This window comes from Ramlibacter sp. AN1133, from assembly GCF_037890035.1.
GTDB lineage: Bacteria > Pseudomonadota > Gammaproteobacteria > Burkholderiales > Burkholderiaceae_C > Ramlibacter.
In genome coordinates this window covers 228,757-244,929 of record NZ_JBBKTQ010000004.1, presented here as the reverse complement: position 1 = coordinate 244,929, position 16,173 = coordinate 228,757, and the positions used below count along the sequence as shown (strand labels likewise).

At 63.7% G+C, this 16,173-nt stretch carries 15 protein-coding genes, 1 other RNA gene and 1 pseudogene; 11 read left to right on the top strand and 6 right to left on the bottom strand.

Going from position 1 to position 16,173, the window contains the following annotated elements; all coding sequences use genetic code 11:
- Positions 1 to 23 precede the first annotated feature (23 nt).
- From WG923_RS07380 to WG923_RS07340, 9 genes are all read left to right on the top strand, one after another.
- Entirely contained in the window at positions 24 to 1,595 is a 1,572-nt protein-coding gene (locus WG923_RS07380) for a hypothetical protein (RefSeq protein ID WP_340350302.1), read from the top strand.
- Between the two features lie 13 nt (positions 1,596 to 1,608).
- The gene (locus WG923_RS07375) at positions 1,609 to 2,778 is read left to right on the top strand and encodes a glycosyltransferase (protein WP_340350301.1); all 1,170 of its coding nucleotides are present in this window, start codon (positions 1,609 to 1,611) and stop codon (positions 2,776 to 2,778) included.
- Complete coding sequence (locus WG923_RS07370; protein WP_340350300.1) at positions 2,775 to 3,827, top strand: glycosyltransferase; 1,053 nt, start codon at positions 2,775 to 2,777, stop codon at positions 3,825 to 3,827. Before WG923_RS07375 ends, WG923_RS07370 begins: the two co-directional genes overlap by 4 nt.
- A 14-nt stretch (positions 3,828 to 3,841) precedes the next feature.
- Positions 3,842 to 4,885: an EpsG family protein gene (locus WG923_RS07365; protein WP_340350299.1), complete on the top strand. Its 1,044-nt coding sequence runs from the start codon at positions 3,842 to 3,844 to the stop codon at positions 4,883 to 4,885.
- 28 nt (positions 4,886 to 4,913) lie between these two features.
- The gene (locus WG923_RS07360; protein WP_340350298.1) at positions 4,914 to 5,816 is read left to right on the top strand and encodes a GNAT family N-acetyltransferase; all 903 of its coding nucleotides are present in this window, start codon (positions 4,914 to 4,916) and stop codon (positions 5,814 to 5,816) included.
- Positions 5,817 to 5,828: 12 nt separating this feature from the next.
- The gene (locus tag WG923_RS07355) at positions 5,829 to 6,677 is read left to right on the top strand and encodes a carbohydrate deacetylase (protein WP_340350297.1); all 849 of its coding nucleotides are present in this window, start codon (positions 5,829 to 5,831) and stop codon (positions 6,675 to 6,677) included.
- 12 nt (positions 6,678 to 6,689) lie between these two features.
- The gene (gene asnB / locus WG923_RS07350; RefSeq protein WP_340350296.1) at positions 6,690 to 8,690 is read left to right on the top strand and encodes an asparagine synthase (glutamine-hydrolyzing); all 2,001 of its coding nucleotides are present in this window, start codon (positions 6,690 to 6,692) and stop codon (positions 8,688 to 8,690) included.
- Positions 8,687 to 9,826 carry a glycosyltransferase family 4 protein gene (locus WG923_RS07345; protein ID WP_340350295.1) on the top strand — a complete coding sequence of 380 codons (1,140 nt, stop codon included), beginning with the start codon at positions 8,687 to 8,689 and terminating at the stop codon, positions 9,824 to 9,826. The genes asnB and WG923_RS07345 overlap by 4 nt, the downstream gene beginning before the upstream one ends.
- Before the next feature lie 379 nt (positions 9,827 to 10,205).
- Positions 10,206 to 11,051, top strand: a complete 846-nt coding sequence (locus WG923_RS07340) for an FkbM family methyltransferase (protein ID WP_340350294.1) — start codon at positions 10,206 to 10,208, stop codon at positions 11,049 to 11,051.
- On the opposite strand, the gene WG923_RS07335 is transcribed toward WG923_RS07340, so the two are convergent.
- Entirely contained in the window at positions 10,950 to 11,480 is a 531-nt protein-coding gene (locus WG923_RS07335) for a hypothetical protein (RefSeq protein ID WP_340350293.1), read from the bottom strand. The genes WG923_RS07340 and WG923_RS07335 overlap by 102 nt on opposite strands.
- The gene (locus WG923_RS07330; RefSeq protein ID WP_340350292.1) at positions 11,449 to 12,162 is read right to left on the bottom strand and encodes an acyltransferase family protein; all 714 of its coding nucleotides are present in this window, start codon (positions 12,160 to 12,162) and stop codon (positions 11,449 to 11,451) included. Before WG923_RS07330 ends, WG923_RS07335 begins: the two co-directional genes overlap by 32 nt.
- Here WG923_RS07330 and WG923_RS30405 point away from each other — a divergent pair.
- A pseudogene (locus WG923_RS30405) lies at positions 12,161 to 12,781 on the top strand (YdcF family protein); the annotation flags it as partial. The gene WG923_RS07330 and the pseudogene WG923_RS30405 overlap by 2 nt on opposite strands.
- A gap of 120 nt (positions 12,782 to 12,901) precedes the next feature.
- Here WG923_RS30405 and ssrA read toward each other — a convergent pair.
- Both ssrA and WG923_RS07320 read right to left on the bottom strand, forming a co-directional pair.
- Positions 12,902 to 13,276: a transfer-messenger RNA gene (gene ssrA, locus WG923_RS07325) on the bottom strand.
- Positions 13,277 to 13,334: 58 nt separating this feature from the next.
- Complete coding sequence (locus WG923_RS07320) at positions 13,335 to 13,574, bottom strand: hypothetical protein (protein WP_340350291.1); 240 nt, start codon at positions 13,572 to 13,574, stop codon at positions 13,335 to 13,337.
- Between the two features lie 482 nt (positions 13,575 to 14,056).
- Here WG923_RS07320 and WG923_RS07315 point away from each other — a divergent pair, with 482 nt between their 5' ends.
- Positions 14,057 to 14,488, top strand: coding sequence for a VanZ family protein (locus WG923_RS07315; RefSeq protein WP_340350290.1), 432 nt, complete (start codon positions 14,057 to 14,059; stop codon positions 14,486 to 14,488).
- A 74-nt stretch (positions 14,489 to 14,562) separates the two neighbouring features.
- On the opposite strand, the gene gph is transcribed toward WG923_RS07315, so the two are convergent.
- Positions 14,563 to 15,234, bottom strand: a complete 672-nt coding sequence (gph, locus tag WG923_RS07310; RefSeq protein ID WP_340350289.1) for a phosphoglycolate phosphatase — start codon at positions 15,232 to 15,234, stop codon at positions 14,563 to 14,565.
- Between the two features lie 217 nt (positions 15,235 to 15,451).
- On the bottom strand, positions 15,452 to 16,162 hold the full coding sequence (gene ubiG / locus WG923_RS07305) for a bifunctional 2-polyprenyl-6-hydroxyphenol methylase/3-demethylubiquinol 3-O-methyltransferase UbiG (RefSeq protein ID WP_340350288.1): 711 nt from the start codon (positions 16,160 to 16,162) through the stop codon (positions 15,452 to 15,454).
- Positions 16,163 to 16,173: the final 11 nt, after the last annotated feature.

Here is a 16,173-nt window from a genome sequence, read left to right as displayed (position 1 = left end):
AGCTCCGCTTTTACGAGCACAATGTGTACCGCAAGCTGAAGCACGAGTTGCACTTGCCAGCAGCGGAGCCAGGTTCCCCTGAGGTGCTGGTCGACATCGCCGATAATTTGTGCGAGGGGCTCGAGCAATTCGCATTTGCCCGCTACTTCTGCGACCGCCTTCAATACCAGCCAGTCGCGTACGTGCCGGGCTTCACACCCCGCAGACAGCTTCTGTATCGCGCTCTGGGGCGCCGGGCTGCGTTCCTCGTTTCCCGGGGATATCGCATGGCCCGTGAACTGGGCATGGGTCACGGCCTCGACGCGGCGCTCGTCGATAGCCGTATTCGCAGGACGGCGGCGCGGGACACACGCGTATTCTTTGCGACGGCATGCACGAAGGAGGAGGTTCTCAAGTACCAACTCCTCGGCGTGAAGATTGGCGTGTCGATCTACGACAGCTACTTGCGAGAGGCCCTAGAACCCACCGTGGACACCGCATCGCCTCTTTTCCGTCGCATCGTCTTCGAGGCCTTCATCACGCTCCGCTGCGTGGCAGAGTATTTCGAGCACCACCACGTCAAGATGGTCGTGCTGGGCCATTGCGTCTACAACAATTGGCAGATCCTCAGCGACTATGCGCGCCTGCGCGGAGCGCAGGTATTCGTCACCTACAATTCGCGATCGATCCCGCTTCACGACGTCAATGGCAACCGAGGTCTCCAGACGACCGACCATAGCCGCTACAAGCAGGAATTCGGCGCCCTTCCCGAGGCAGTGCGGGCCCGTGGACGCAAAGAGGGGATGGAACTGCTCCGACGGCGCGTGGGCGGCGAAATCGACCCCGGGATTTCGTACATGGCATCGTCGGCTTATGCGGGTGATGCGACAGCCGTCCGGGTGGCAGTCGCGCCCGACAAGAAACCCGTGGTAATGATGCTCCACAGCTTCTTCGACAGTCCCCACGTGTATGCGGCCATGGTATTTCCCGACTTTCTGGAGTGGGCGCGGGAGACGCTCGAGGCCTGCCGATCGCCGGAGTTCCAGGCCCGTTTAGAAATCCTGATCAAACCCCATCCCAATCGCTTCCCCGCTGAGGACGCGGTGATCCAGCAGATTCTCACCGAATATCCGTTCGCGAAATTGCTCCCAGCAGAGACGTCGAACAACGCAATCGTGAGCATGCGGCCCGCTTGCATCCTGACCGTGTATGGGTCCGTTGCTGCCGAGTTTTCTTATTTCGGTGTTCCGGTGATCACGTGTGGAGACAATCCAACCTCGTCGTTCGGGTTCACGTTCGAGGCGCGCTCCAAGGATGAGTACTTGAATTTCCTCGTGAACGCAGACATGCTGCGGGTCACCCCGGAACGGGTGGCCGAAGTAGGCGATTTCATGTTTATGCACTATCTGCACAAGGCCCCAGAGCTGCCCGGGCCGTATCCGTTCGAGCGCTATGCGCCTCACGCCAAGAAGAAGAATTCGGAACGTGTCGGCGATTTCCGCTTCGCCGAGTTCAAACAACTGGTAGACGCGAAACTCGATTTGCTGGGGCTGTCCACCACCTTTCAAGGGCCCCAGGGCGCGGAAATGCGCGCCAGCGGAACCCCGGGCGCGTGATGGCGTTCTGTCCATGAGCGATATCCACATACTCATTGATTGCATCGGCCGCGGCGGCGCCGAGAAGATCGTGGTGACGTTGGCTAACGAGCTGGCCCGGCAGGGTCATTCGGTCACCCTCCTACTCCTGCGTCGAAACATTGGCTATGAGCTCAATGAGAAGGTCAAGCTGCTGACGATGAGCGACAAGCCGTTCCCGAAGGGTTGGCTCCATTCGGTCGGCGAATTGCTGCGGGGGCTGTGGTGGACACGGCGCACACTCGAAGCGTCGGGGACCAAACACACTTTTCTTCTCAGCAACCTCACACGCAGCAACCTTATCAACATTGCGCTCGCGGTGGTGATGCCGCATCACAGGGCATTCTGCGTTTCGCACGCCTCGGTAGACTATTACCGCAAGAGGGGTATCGGCCGGACTTTTCTGTTGATGGCGGAAGGACTGTTCTTCCCATTGGCGTATCGAACGATCTGCGTCTCAAAGCGAATGACCGCCGATTACCAGCGGCTGTGGAAGTTCAGGAAGAACTCCGTCATCACCATCTACAACCCGGTGCACACTGGGACCTCGCTCGCATCCAGTGGGGGCAGCGTGTCACAGAAACCGACGACGGTGCACATAGGCATGGTGGCCCGCCTCCACCCTGTGAAGCGCCATGACTTGGCGCTCCGAGCCATGCGAATTCTCAAAGAGAGTCGTCCTGGTCACTACGTACTCCACATCATGGGAGAAGGGCCCCAGGAACAAGCGATCCGATCCATGGTTGCTGAACTGAACCTGGGCGACAGGGTCGTGATGCACGGTTGGACCGACGAACCTGGGGAAATCCTGCGCGGGTGCGCAATGACACTGCTTTGTTCCGACACGGAAGGCTTTCCCAACTCCGTCGTGGAATCCCTCGCATCCGGCATTCCGGTTGTGGCAACCGATTGCGTCAGCGGCCCGCGAGAATTGCTGGCGCCGCACTTAGACGTCGAGCAGGAGATCGAATTCCAGGAAGGTTTTCTGCCCACCGCGCACGGTGTTCTGGTCCGCGTGGGCGACCCAGAGGCCCTCGCTAGAGGCATCGAGTACCAAGCCTGCAGAAGCTCGCTGGAACGGAACACCGAGTGCATAGCTTTCGCGAAACAATTCGAGCCTGCCCGGATCGCGCGGGAATACACAGATCTCCTCGCCGGGCCATGAAGATCCTGCTAGTCACATCGGATCTCTCGGATGGCGGTGGCGTCAACCGCGTCATCGCGAACTTGACGTACATGTTCCAATGCCTGGAAGGGGTCGAAGTCCACGTTCTTCACGTGAAGCCGTATCGGGGTTCGACTTATCCTCTGTCCCCCGAGGCCCGGCTGGTGCCGGCTCACCAGTGGTTCGCAGCCATATCTCCGCTGAATCTGCTCCTCAATCTGGTGGCAGTGCGCTCGCGTGGCTACGACTATGTGCTCTCGTTCTGGGCCCACGAGAATTTGTGTGCCGCTGTTGCGCTCCTCGGAAGCCGCACCCGACTGATTCTGTCAGAGCACTTTTGCCATGACCAATTCCCCGGATGGATTCGGCTGATGCGACGGTGGATTTACCCCACCGCGCACAAGTTGCTCCTTCTGAACAGTTCCGAGATGGACTACTACGGGCGGTTCGCGCGTAATGTTGAACTCGTTCCGAACCCCGTTCTGAGCGCATCGGGGAATTCCGAACACGCTCCGGCAAAAGAGAATCTGATCCTCGGCGTCGGCCATCTAATCAAGCGGAAGGGCTTTGCTTATTTCATCGAGGCCTGCGTCGCTGCGAAGATAAGGGAAGCTGGATGGCAGGCAGTCATAGTCGGCAATGGCAGCGAAGGAGAAGAACTGCAACGACTGATCCTGCACCACGGCGCCGCCGACTACATTCGCCTGGTTCCGGCCACTCAGGCTATCGACGATTGGTATCGCCGCGCAAGAATCGTGATGATCCCATCGATCTCCGAGGTATTCTCAATGGTGCTACCGGAAGCGATGTCCCACGGCGCGGTGCCCTTGGCATTCGCGGCGGATGGACCCAGGGAAATCCTCCGGGGTTACCCTGAACATGTCGTCCCGATCGGAGACGTGCCGGCGTTGGCGGCAGCCTTGCAGCGAACAATCCATGACCCGGCGATCGATTGCAAGGCAGGTCGCTTCCGTGACGACGCGTTCAGCCGCTATTCATTCAGCGCTATCGCCGCGAGATGGCAACGCCTTCTGTACGCAACGACCTGAACCATTCCTGCCCCATGGCGATCTACTGGGCTCTTCTCGGATCCATCTCCGCGTTTTCTGCGGTAGGTGTCCGACGCGCGGGCAACATCAAGGCTGCCCTGATTGTCCTGTTCGTCTTCTTCGTGGGCGTAGTGGGATTGCGAGATCGGGTCGGCCGAGATTGGTCCAATTATCTGGAGTTGTACACGGCGCTTTCGGGTGCAAGCCTGACAGCGCTGGACTTCGCCCGTGAACCGGCGTTCTTCCTGATCAACTGGATTGCTTACGAGACAGGCCTCGGAATCAACTTCGTGAATCTGGTCCACGCTTCAATTTTCTTGGGAGGGCTGTTCTACTTCGCGTACAAGAAGTGTCCCGACAAGTTCTTGGCGATCGCCGTCGCCACGCCTTACCTGATCGTTGTAGTCGGCATGAGCGGCATCCGCCAAGCTGCCGCCATTGGCGTGTTCATGTTCCTTCTCGGGAGGTGGGACTCCGCGGGATATGTTCAGAAGATCTTCCTGATCGTACTCGCTTCCACATTCCACGCGAGCGCTATCCTGCTCGTTTCGCTAATCGTGATCGACAGCAGACAGCAACCGATCCGCCTCTTCGTAGTGGGATTGGGCGCACTTGCCGTCGGACTGACCGTGTTCGGACCGAATCAAGACTACTATGTCAGCTCGTACGTGCAGGAGAACCTGGAGTCCGCTGGCGCGGTCTACCACGCCCTGCTCGTCGTCGGCCCTGGCGCGCTTTATGTCCTGATGAACAAGAGGTTCGCCCGTGCAGGCCTCCTTGATCCGACCTTGTTTCGGATGGCAATTGTCAGCCTCGTGTTGTTTCCCTTTCTTCCGGTCTCTCTGACCGGCATCGACCGCTTCCTCCTGTATTTCACCCCGGTGCAAATGTTCGCCCTGTCGGCCGCTCCGCTAGTCCTGCAGGCCCGCTTGGTGCACGTACTGCTGCTGCTGATGAATGCGTTCATCCTCTGGGGCTGGCTCGAATTTGCGAACAATGCCGACGCATGGCGAGACTACAGTTCCTGTCTCGCCGCTTCCGTCGGGTGCTTCCACTGATCTCGAACGAGAGAACGGGCCCATAACGTTGTACAACGTCCAGATCGCACCCTACGAAAGCAGCCAGCTCGAGAAGCTCTTCGCGCTGTTCGGCACCTATTTCGAGCCCGAAGACAGGCTCATGCGAAGGGAATACTTGGAGTGGCTCTACGGAGCCAATCCGTTCGGGAAAGCTATGATGGTTTGTGTGTCGCACGGCGAACGCTGGGTCGCCTTCATGGCATTGATCCCCGTCACGTTCCGTCGCGCGGCGGAAAGGATGCCGGCCCACTATGCTGTCAACGCCTTGGTTGACCCCGCCCACCAGGGCAAGCATCTCTTTGCGCGCATGATTTCGGCAGCCAGGGAAAGCATCGGCGTTCGACACGGCGCGCTGGTCGGTCATCCGAATGCGCAGGCCCTCAAGACCTGGCAGCGCGCGCGCGTGCACTTCCAGGAGGTGCTGCGACCGATGATGGCCGTTCCCTTGATTCATGCTCGTGGATTCAAAGCCCGGCTGGTCCATGACGCCGGGGATCTCGCCGGTGTGACCGAGGCACTCTGCAGGCGAGCGGCCTCGCGGGATTACTGGAAGGTTGACCTTTCGCAGGAATACATGCGCTGGCGCTACTTCGACCAGCCGAGTGCCGGCTACAAGACCCAAGTTGTGCTGCACGAAGGCGAGCAGATCGGGTTTCAGGTGGCCAAGCCGATGCGCCACGGACTCAACCTTCTCATCGACCAATGGATTCCAGACGCCTACCTGCGGGCGGCAACCACCCTGCTGCCCACGCTCACCGTCTGCTGCATACCCGCGAGCGCAAAGCGCGAGCTCCCGCGCACGTTCGTGCCGCTGCCCGCCAGAAAGATTCTGCCGTACTTCTTCACGTGCGAGCCGCGAGTCGATGGCGCGGACGTAAGGCACCTCAACCTTTCTGCCAGCGACTTCTGAATGAGTGATGGGATGCCCCTGACGGTGATCGTCAACGCTGATGACTTCGGCCTGACGGAGGGAGTGAACGAGGCTGTGCTGGCCTGCCATCTTGCAGGGTCGGTCACCAGCACGACGCTGATGTGCAACACAGGCGCCTGCGAGCATGCCGGCGAGATCGCCCGCCGGCACCCCTCTCTGGGTGTCGGACTGCACTTCAACTTGACTACTGGCCGGCCATTGGCGCCCGAGGCACAGGTCCAAAGCCTGGTTGATGCCGATGGCAATCTGCTCACGAGGAAGGTCCTGCTACAACGGATCTTGCTTGGGAAGGTCCGCGCCGAGCACGTCGAAGCCGAACTGCACGCGCAACTGCAGCGCATGAAGTCGCTCGGTCTTCACCCGACACACTTCGACTCGCACCAGCACGTGCATGCGGTGCCGCAGGTCTTCCGCGTGTTCGCGCGGGTGGCCGAGCGCGAGGGGCTGCCGATCCGACTCACCTGGCGCTGGCCGGGGCAGGCAGGCAAGCAGCCGCTGCGGCGCCGGGTGAGTGAGTTCACCCTCGCGAGGATGACGCGCAGGTGCCAAGCCCTTCGCCCCGAGTCGGTCGCTTCGAACGACGGATTGTGCAGCGTCTTCGACCTTCCCGTGCCGGTATCGCAGCTGACGACAGACTCGTATGCGCAACTGCTCGATGCCTACTCGCATGGGACGGTGGAACTGATGGTGCACCCGGCTGTCGTCGACGATGAGCTGCGGACCCAGTGCTGGATCACGGATGTGTGCGAAACTGAAAATCGCCTGCTTCGCTCTTCGTTCCTTCACGACTACATCGTGCGTCGTTCGGGCCGGATGCGTACGTATCGCGATCTTCGATAGGCGGCGCCGGACATGTGCGGAATCACGGGATATTTCAGGGTTTCCCCTTCGGAGACATCCGCTACGGGGCTGGCTCTCGTGCGCCGAATGGCGGACGCCCTCGTTCATCGCGGCCCCGACTCCGCCGGGTACTGGCACAACTCCACGGGCACGGTCGCCCTGGGGCACAGGCGCCTTTCGATCCTGGACCTGAGCGAGGCAGGCGCGCAGCCCATGCAATCGGCGTCGGGCCGCTACCAGATTGCCTTCAACGGGGAAATCTACAATCACCAGCAGTTGCGCACGCGTCTTGAGCGCGAGCTTCGGGCCCCGCAGTGGCGGGGTCACTCGGATACCGAGACGCTGCTCGCCGCCTTCGAGTGCTGGGGAATCGAGGCGACCCTCACCATGACCGTGGGGATGTTCGCCATGGCGTTGTGGGACAAACAGGAGCAGACCCTGTATCTCGCCCGCGACCGATTCGGGGAAAAACCCCTCTACTACGGCTGGGCGGCGGGCGCACCCGACGGATGCTTTGTCTTCGGGTCCGAGTTGAAAGCCCTGCGCGCCTTCCCGGGCTTTACGAACGCCGTGTGCCGCGAAGCGGTCGCACAGTACATGCGATTCATGTACGTCCCGGCGCCGCTGTCCATCTTCGAGGGTGTGTACAAGCTGGAGCCTGGCTGCCTTCTCGCGGTTCGGGGCATGCCGCCAGGGCGGCCACCTCCACGACCGATCACCGAGACGGAACCCCATGGAAGCGTGACGGTGCACCGCTGGTGGTCGCTCGCGGATGCCGCGGCCGCCGGCATGTCCGACCCGCTCACCGACGAGGCGGATGCGCTCGACCGCCTCGACACCCAACTGCAGGAAGCCGTCCGGCTGCAGTCGCTGTCGGACGTTCCGCTCGGCGCATTCCTCTCCGGGGGCGTCGACTCGTCCACGATCGCGGCGATGCTCCAGGAACAGGCGCACACGCCGATCAAGACGTTCACGGTCGGATTCGAGGAAGCGGACTACGACGAGTCGCAGCACGCGCGCGCCGTGGCGCGCCACCTCGGCACCGAGCACCACGAGCTCTTCGTGACAGCCGCCGAAGCGCGCGCCGTCATCCCATTGCTGCCGGCGATGTTCGACGAGCCCTTCGCTGACTCGTCGCAGATCCCGACGCACTTGGTCTGCCGCGCCGCGCGGCAGCATGTGACGGTCGCGCTCTCCGGCGACGCGGGCGACGAACTCTTCGGCGGCTACAATCGGTACTTCTGGGGTCCGCGGATCTGGAGCCGCGTGCGTTTCGTGCCGTCGCGCCTGCGCGACGCGCTGATGGCCGGCGTGCATCGGGCTGCGCCGGGAACATGGAACCGCTGGCTGCTTCGCTCCGGCGTGGTCCGGCCGGGCGAAAAGCTGCACAAGCTCGCCAACGCGCTGCACGGCGCCCAGAGCATCAACGACCTCTACGCCAATCTGGCAACCGAATGGCATCGCGAACGGCACCTGGTGTACGGCGTGCATGCAGCCCAAACGAGTTTCCCGGCCCTGCCAGCGCCCTCATCGCACGCCGGCGGCGAAGCCGCGTCACGCATGATGTTCTGGGACGCGATGACCTACCTGCCGGACGACATCCTGTGCAAGGTCGACCGCGCAGCGATGGCGACGAGCCTGGAGACGCGCGTGCCGTTCCTGGACCACCGCGTGGCCGAGCTCGCGTGGCGCCTGCCGGTCTCGCTCAAGATCCGCGGCAACCACGGCAAGTGGGCCCTGCGACAAGTGCTGTACCGCCGCGTGCCGCGCGAGCTGATCGAGCGGCCCAAGACCGGTTTTTCGATTCCCGTGGGCCAGTGGCTCGTGGGACCGCTGCGCGAGTGGGCGGAACACCTTCTCGACGAGCAACGACTCCGGCGGGATGGATTCCTCGACCCCGTTCCCGTGCGTCGGGCCTGGAAGGAACACCTGAGCGGCGCTTACGACCGCAGCGGGCGCCTGTGGGCGGTGCTCATGTTCCAGGCTTGGCTCGACAGCACCTTCGCACGATGAAAATCATCCTGTTCGCCAATACCGACTGGTACCTCTTCAACTTCCGCAGGTCGCTGATTTCGGCGCTGCGGAAGCAGGGGCACGACGTCTTGCTCGTCTCGCCGCCGGGGCCTTACGGCAAGCGCCTGGAGGAACTCGGATTCCGCTGGCAGCCCGCGCCGATGGAGCGACGCAGCCTCAATCCGCTGCGCGAGCTGCTGCTGGTCTTGTGGCTGCGCAGCCTGTTCGGCCACGAGGGTCCGGACATCGTGCATGGCTTCACGATCAAGTGCGCCGTGTATGGCTCGCTCGCCGCGCGTCTGGCCGGAGTCCACGCGCGCGTGAATGCGGTCGCCGGCATGGGTTATGTCTTCACGAGCAAAGACCTCAAGGCCCGGCTGCTCAGGCCGGTGGTCAGCGCCCTGATGCGCTTCGCGCTCGATGGGCATACGGCACGACTGATCCTGCAGAACCCGGATGACGTGCGGCTGTTCGCGGCATCGCGCCTGGTCGATCCGAAGCGCGTCCGCCTGATTCCGGGTTCGGGGGTCGACTGCATCCGGTTCGCGCCCGCCGACGGCCCCGATGGCTCCACCCCGCGAAAGTTCCGCGTGCTCCTGCCGGCGCGCCTCCTCTGGGACAAGGGGCTGGCAGAGTACGTCGAGGCGGCGCGCCAACTGCTGCGGCAGAGAAGGCAGATCCAGTTCCTCATCGCAGGCGAACCCGACGCCGGGAACCCCGCCGCCGCGCCGACTTCGGTCCTGTCCGAGTGGGTGCGCGAAGGCATCGTTGAATGGCTGGGCCAAGTGGAGGACATGCCGGGCCTTTACCGCTCGGTGGATTGCGTCGTGCTCCCCAGTTATCGGGAGGGCTTGCCGAAGGGGCTGATCGAAGCGGCGGCCTGCGGATTGCCACTGGTGACCACCGACGTGCCGGGGTGCCGGGAGGTCGTGACCCATTGCGTCGATGGACTCCTGGTGCCGGCACGGGATGCAGCCTCGCTGGCCGACGCCATCGCGCGCCTGCACGACAGCGCGTCCTTGCGCGCGAAGTACGGGGCCGCCGCGCGCGCGAAGGCACTGGCGCAGTTCGACGAGCAGATCGTGATCGCCAGCACGATCGCGGTGTACGACGAGCTGGTGAACGCCGCGCCTTGAAGCACGGGAACAGCCGGCTTCTCGTGCAGGCCAAACGAAGGGGTACGTTTAAGCGTGGCACTGTTGCGCACTGGATAGAAGACCCGCCTATTTGGTCCGCTCGTCGGGCCGTATCAGTCAACTAGGGAAAGTTTAAACAAGTCCGCGATTTGATAGGCCGCCGCCCATGAGATCGGCGCGAAAAAACTGAAACGGGGAATCCGCTGCCGTATTCGCGGCGATTCTCGTCGCTTCTGCGGCCCTCATGCTGCTTTCACAGGGGCTCGCCCCGAGTCATGCTTCGATTCCAGGAAATATCAGGTGGGGGCAAAATGAACGCCAACGGGTGACGCGGCGACTGTTGTGACAGGATACGGCCGCAACCCGCGAGAGGAAGCGTATGGTGCTGAGCAAGTTGGCAATGGCGGTGGCCCGTTCCACCGGAATCGTCGGATACCGCGGCGCGGGCAGGATCTTCCGTCGCCTGTCGCATATACCCGCCTTCCGCGACAGCGAAGGCGTGGCCGATCTCGGGGCCCGCAAGATAACCTTCCCCGCTTTCGATCCCTACTGGGCGCAGTACCTGTGGACACGCAAGACGTACGAGCCCGACGTCGAGGCGATCTTTCAGGCCCTCTCGCCGATTCCGCACAAGGTGCTGGTCGACTGCGGCGCCAACATCGGGTTCTGGACCATCAAGCTCTCGAATCCCTCCTACGGCTTCGATCGGCTGATCGCGGTGGAGGCGAACCCTTACGTATTCGAGTACCTGCGCCGCAACGTGCAGATCAACGGCCTCGAAGTCGATTGCCGCCATGCCGCCATCGCGGAGGAAAGCGGCCACATGGTGCACATCGACGGATCGCAAGGTCATGCGGTCGGCGTCGTAGGCAGCGTGGGGACGCCGGTGGGGACCGTGAGCCTGCGAAGCCTTCTCGACGGCATTGATGGCTTGGCCGTCGTGAAACTGGATGTCGAGGGTTCCGAGGTGCCAGCGATACGGGGCGGCGAAAGCGTACGCGCGGACGTCCTTTACGTGTACGAGGACTGGCCGCGAAGCGGCTTGCCTGTTTCCGTACACCTCCTCGGCCGGGGATATTCGATCATCGGCGTGCATCCTGACGGCCGGAGCGAGCGCCTTTCCTCACTGGAGGCGATTCACGACTTCAACCGCAGGAGTGCGCCCGGGTATCACCCGGCGAACCTGGTGGCCACGCGCAAACCGCAGCTCTATCCTGCCCCGTGATCCAAAGCCGCCCGCGAGGACGAGATCTTCAACCGCCTCCGACCCCGGAACCCAGGCGCGCGCCAGCGGCCAAACCCGCACGGGGGGCGTTAGCCACAACTGCATCCACAGCTTCATGGGTTTCGCGACCCGGTTCTCCACCTGCGTGTTAACCAGCCACGCAGCCAGGATCATCATGACGATGACGCCCCAGAATATCAGCTGGCCGGGTCCGAAGGTCTTGAACAGCGCGAGACCGATCGCCTGGTGAAGCAGGTACAGCGGATAGGTCAGCGCGCCCAGCGCCAGCCACTTCCCTCGCGCGAGCGGCCTCGTGGCACGCAAGGCCACCAGCAACATGAGACCGAAGAACGCCGCTATGCACGTGGCGACCACCGTCGGGCTGAACGTCACGCCGTCACGCACCTGCAGCGTGGCAGCCAACTCCATGGCGCGGTACTCCGCCAGCGCGAAGGACGCGAACAGCGTCAGCGCGCGCCGCGCCGAGAGGCCCTCCTGCCAGATGAAGAAGAGCACCCGCCCCGCCGACGAAATAGGCCGCGTACCGGGTCACCAGCACAATCTCGATCAGCCGCACGTTGTGGACCGCCATCGCGACCGATACGGCGAGCCACACGCCCAGCATCGCCTCCACGCGCCGCATCTGCCGGAACCAGAGTAGCAGCGCCACGAGGGCGTAAAAGCGGATTTCTGCGGCAAGCGACCAGTACGAGGGGTCGACCAAGGTTATCGGCGCCGCCGCGCCCGCCAGGGTCATGTTCAGGAGGAACATGGTGACGGAGGGCAGCGACTGACCCGTGGCGAGGAGCACGAGGAAGGTCGCCGTGCAGCAGACCCCGAAGGCAGGAAACAGCCGCGCCGCACGGGAAGCCACGAAGCCAGCCACAGTGCCATGGCTCGCGCTCATCATGATGACGAATCCGCTGATCAGGAAGAACAGGTCCACGCCCAGATAGCCATACTGCGCGACGGTACCCAGCGCGGGGTATGCCGTGCTCGCACCGCTCTCGTTGGCGCCCATGTACGCGTAATGGAAGAAGACTACTGCCAGGGCCGCCAGGAACCTGAACAGGTCCACTTCGCTCGCGCGAGCTGCGCTTTGCTTCTGCATGGGGGGGAAGGTATTCCGCCGACAGGACGCAGCATACCGCAGAGAGTACCGCCGCTCGCGATACACGGGCGACGCGCGTGTGGGACGAATAGACTCGCGGCAGGATGACACCCGCTGCCTGATGGTCCGCTTCGTTTGCTGCTTGCTCGCGGCGTTGGCGTGCGCCTTCGCGGGCGTACTGTACGGCCAGCCGGAGTTCGCCGTGCCTTGGCTGGCCCGCGTCTTGGAGCGCAGCGGCGAACGGTCCGAGCGGCCCGCCATCGGTTCCCAGGCGATCGTCGTGCTCGGTGGCCGCCCATCGCGGGCCGTCAAGGCGGCGGAACTAGTGCGCGAGACCGGCCTGCCGGTGTATGTGGCGAGTGCGGAGGACGTGGCAGCCCTGACCGAGCGCGAAATCGAGCCATCCTGGGTCGACTCCGTCTCGTGGAACACGGAAACCAGTGCGGCGGTGGCCGCATGCATCCTGCAAGGCAGGGGAATCCGGACGATCGCGCTGGTCACGGATGCTTGGCACATGCCGCGAGCGGCCGGCTGGTTCCGCTGGTACGGCTTCGATGTCCGCCCTGCGCCATGGCGCGTGCCGGCGGTGGAAGACACCTTCCACGCCAGGCAACTGGCGGCTTGGCATGAAAGCCAAGGGTTGATTCTGTTGCTCGTCCGGAAGATACTCGGTGCGCGGTTCCCGTGCGACAGCATCAGTATGGGCATGCGCGCCGCCCGCAGCGAGCGCGCTCCTGATTGGTGGAGCTGGCGGGAATTGAACCCGCGTCCGCAAGCCTTCTACGAACAGTTCTACATGTTTAGCGATCTGATTTGAGTCTCACCGGTCGGATCGCGCAGTCGCACGCTATCCGGCCAGCCAGTGCCCTTGAGTCTCGCTTCCGGCCAAGGCACCCGCCCGGAAACCAGCCAATGTAGATTACCTTGCAGCTAGGACCTTGCGACCCTAACCCAGCCCATCGGCCAACTGTTGCAAGGCTCACCGGCAATTAAGCGGCGAGGGCGAAACGTTCGTCGTTCGCAGTTAGTTTGTTTCAGCTGGATTAACGAGGTGATCTGAGCCTCGACATGCCCTGCTGCGTGTCCGAACCCACGTCGAAACCGGTGCAGCCCCAGGAGGACCGTATATTACGCCAGCGGCTGCCCTTTCAAGTGGCGCGGCGGAAATAACCTCAGTGCTGACGCCGGTGGACGCGCCGGGGGCGCCGCAACTGCTTCAACAGAGGCCAAGCGACCCGCTTCAGTACGAAGAGAAACGCACCGATGCCAACCACGGTGAGGACGTCCCCCGGTTCCAGGTCCACCTCCAGTTCGGGCAGACTGTAAAGAATGGCCGCGGTGATGAGCACCACACCCACGGCGGCACAAAGATCCTTTCCGTACTGCTTGGTGAACCGGATGTGGTGGGCCATGGATTTCGCTCCTAAGTGCGCGGGACTTTACCTCACAAAGCATGACCCACCTCGGATGCTCGCACGGCGCGACACAGCTGAGTCTACGGCTCCCAGCCGCCCAGCGGAAAGCCTGCAATTGACGCTCGACCATGCTGTAAACTGAGGTTACAAGAGGAGGAGCTCGATGATTCACTTTCACCCTTGCGCCTGCCCGCCGGGAAAAATGACTCGCGTCCACCGCTCTGCGTGGATGCGCCTGTTGTTCCCGACCCGCGCCCTCTACGAGTGCGCCTCTTGCGGTCGCGATTTCCTTGCGTCGGTCAAGCACCAGACCGACCTGGGCCTGCGGGCCCAGGTCGAACGCCTGCGGAGCGATCGCGCCAATCTGCACGACGACAACACCCCCTCCCCCAGCCCAGCCGGGTAACTCCTCACGCAAAGCGCCACCCCCGCGCCTGTCGGCGTGGCGTTTGCCGTCGGGCACACTTTATGATCCCGGCATGAGCCTGACATCCCGGTCGCTGCCCCGCATCGCGCTGATGCTGGTCCTGGCACTGGTCATCCTCTCGATGATCGTGCCTTCCAGCGCGCTCGACTTCCTCCGATTTGAGTATGGCTGGGTGGACCGGATGATGGTTCTTCTGTTCACCATCTCGCCCGGCGCGGACCTGGACCACCTGATCGCCTTCGGCTTGCTGGGCTTCATGGCGCCGTTCGGGTGGCCCCGGGGGCGCTCGTGGCAGGTGGCGCTCAGCCTGCTGTCGATCGCGACGATCGTGGAATTCGTGCAGCTGTGGATCCCGGGCCGGGAAGCCGCCGTGTCGCACGCACTGCTGGACGTGATCGGCGGGATGGCGGGGTTCGCGTTTGCCTGGGTGCTGGGGTATGCGTGGGGGGGCAAGGGCTTGCCGGAAGAGGCGGCGTCCCGGTAGGAGCCTGCGCCGGGGCGGAAAGCCGGAGTGCCCTCACCCCTGCCCTCTCCCAGGGGGAGAGGGAGAAAGACAAATCAGGCGGCGATGCGGAAGCGCAGGAGGGGCAGCAGGGCCATCGGCGTTTCGATCTGCGTGTCCGCGCCCCATTCCTTGACGTCCGTGGTGCCCAGGTAGCCGTACGTCGCCGCCACGGTGCCCATGCCGGCCGCCCGCCCCGCCTGCATGTCCCGCAGGTCATCCCCCACGTAGATGCAGTCGCAGGGCTTCACGCCCACCTGCCGCGCGCCTTCCAGCAGCGGCTCGGGATGCGGCTTGGCATGCGGCGTCGTGTCGCCCCCCACCACCGCGCGCGCGGAGGCGAACAGCGGCATCTTCCTGGTGAGCGGCCCCGTGAAGCGCATCGACTTGTTGGTCACCACGCCCCACGCCACGCCCTGGTCCACCAGCGAGGCGATCATTTCCGCCACGCCGTCGAAGACGTAGGTGCGCTGCGTCATGCAGCTCTCGTAGTTGCGGAAGAACTCCTCCCGCATCTCGGCGAACTGCGGGTGCTCCGGCGTCATGCCGAAGGCCACGCCCAGCATGCCGCGCGCGCCGGCACCGGCCATGGGCCGGTACTTCTCCATGGGCAGCGAGGGCAGGCCGCGCTCCGTGCGCATCCGGTCCGCCGCCGCGCCGAGATCGGGGGCGCTGTCGATCAGGGTGCCATCCAGGTCGAACAGGACGGCTTTCACGTCTTCGAACATGAGAAGCTGCGAATGAATTGATCGCGCCCGCGACGGGCTGCTCCAGGGCGCAGGCCTAGGCGCGGCCCGCAGCCCAGGCTGGCCGCCTGGGCACGGGCCGCAACGACGGCATGCGCCCTGGAGCGGCCCGGCCCGCAGGGCGAGCCTGGGCGCGATCGTGGTGGATCGAGTGCCTCTGAGGAGGCTCGCGCGGGTGTGAGCAATTCGTTCACAGCTTCTACAGCTTGCGCGCGGCAACCAGGTAGTTGACGTCCGTATCGCCGGACAGCCAGTAGCGGCGGGTGAAGGGGTTGTATTGCATCCCCCGCGTGTTCGCCATGTCCAGGCGCGCGGCGCGGCACCAGGCCGCCAGCTCGCTGGGCTTGATGAATTTCAGGTATTCGTGCGTGCCCTTGGGCAGCAGGTTCAGGACGTACTCCGCCCCCACGATCGCCAGCAGGAAGGCCTTCGGGTTGCGATTGAGCGTGGAGAAGAAGACCATGCCGCCCGGCTTCACCAGCGTGGCGCAGGCCTGCACGATCGACTCGGGCTTGGGCACGTGTTCCAGCATCTCCATGCAGGTGACCACGTCGTACTCGCCGGGCTGCTCCTGCGCCAGCGCCTCGGCGCTCACCTCGCGGTACTGCACGTTGGGCGTGCCCGCCTCGATGGCGTGCAGCTGCGCGACGCGGATGCCCTTGGTGGAGAGATCGATGCCCAGCACGCTGGCGCCCTTGCGCGCCATGGAATCGGCCAGGATGCCGCCGCCGCAGCCGATGTCCGCCACGCGCTTGCCCGCCAGGCCGCCCGCGAGCTGCTCGATCCACTGCAGGCGCAGCGGATTGATCGCGTGCAGGGGCGCGAATTCGCTGTCGGCGTCCCACCAGCGGTGGGCCAGGTCCGAGAACTTGGCGAGTTCGGCCGGGTCGGCGTTCAGTTGTTCAGTCATGGGCTAGCCGG

Excerpts from the sequence above, each read along its gene's own strand:
- WG923_RS07330 (WP_340350292.1), bottom strand. The coding sequence starts at position 12,162 with ATGCAGAAGCAAAGCGCAGCTCGCGCGAGCGAAGTGGACCTGTTCAGG.
- asnB (WP_340350296.1), top strand. The coding sequence starts at position 6,690 with ATGTGCGGAATCACGGGATATTTCAGGGTTTCCCCTTCGGAGACATCC.
- WG923_RS07365 (WP_340350299.1), top strand. The coding sequence starts at position 3,842 with ATGGCGATCTACTGGGCTCTTCTCGGATCCATCTCCGCGTTTTCTGCG.
- WG923_RS07345 (WP_340350295.1), top strand. The coding sequence starts at position 8,687 with ATGAAAATCATCCTGTTCGCCAATACCGACTGGTACCTCTTCAACTTC.
- WG923_RS07335 (WP_340350293.1), bottom strand. The coding sequence starts at position 11,480 with ATGGAGTTGGCTGCCACGCTGCAGGTGCGTGACGGCGTGACGTTCAGC.
- WG923_RS07315 (WP_340350290.1), top strand. The coding sequence starts at position 14,057 with ATGAGCCTGACATCCCGGTCGCTGCCCCGCATCGCGCTGATGCTGGTC.
- WG923_RS07375 (WP_340350301.1), top strand. The coding sequence starts at position 1,609 with ATGAGCGATATCCACATACTCATTGATTGCATCGGCCGCGGCGGCGCC.
- WG923_RS07370 (WP_340350300.1), top strand. The coding sequence starts at position 2,775 with ATGAAGATCCTGCTAGTCACATCGGATCTCTCGGATGGCGGTGGCGTC.
- WG923_RS07320 (WP_340350291.1), bottom strand. The coding sequence starts at position 13,574 with ATGGCCCACCACATCCGGTTCACCAAGCAGTACGGAAAGGATCTTTGT.
- ubiG (WP_340350288.1), bottom strand. The coding sequence starts at position 16,162 with ATGACTGAACAACTGAACGCCGACCCGGCCGAACTCGCCAAGTTCTCG.
- WG923_RS07355 (WP_340350297.1), top strand. The coding sequence starts at position 5,829 with ATGCCCCTGACGGTGATCGTCAACGCTGATGACTTCGGCCTGACGGAG.
- gph (WP_340350289.1), bottom strand. The coding sequence starts at position 15,234 with ATGTTCGAAGACGTGAAAGCCGTCCTGTTCGACCTGGATGGCACCCTG.
- WG923_RS07340 (WP_340350294.1), top strand. The coding sequence starts at position 10,206 with ATGGTGCTGAGCAAGTTGGCAATGGCGGTGGCCCGTTCCACCGGAATC.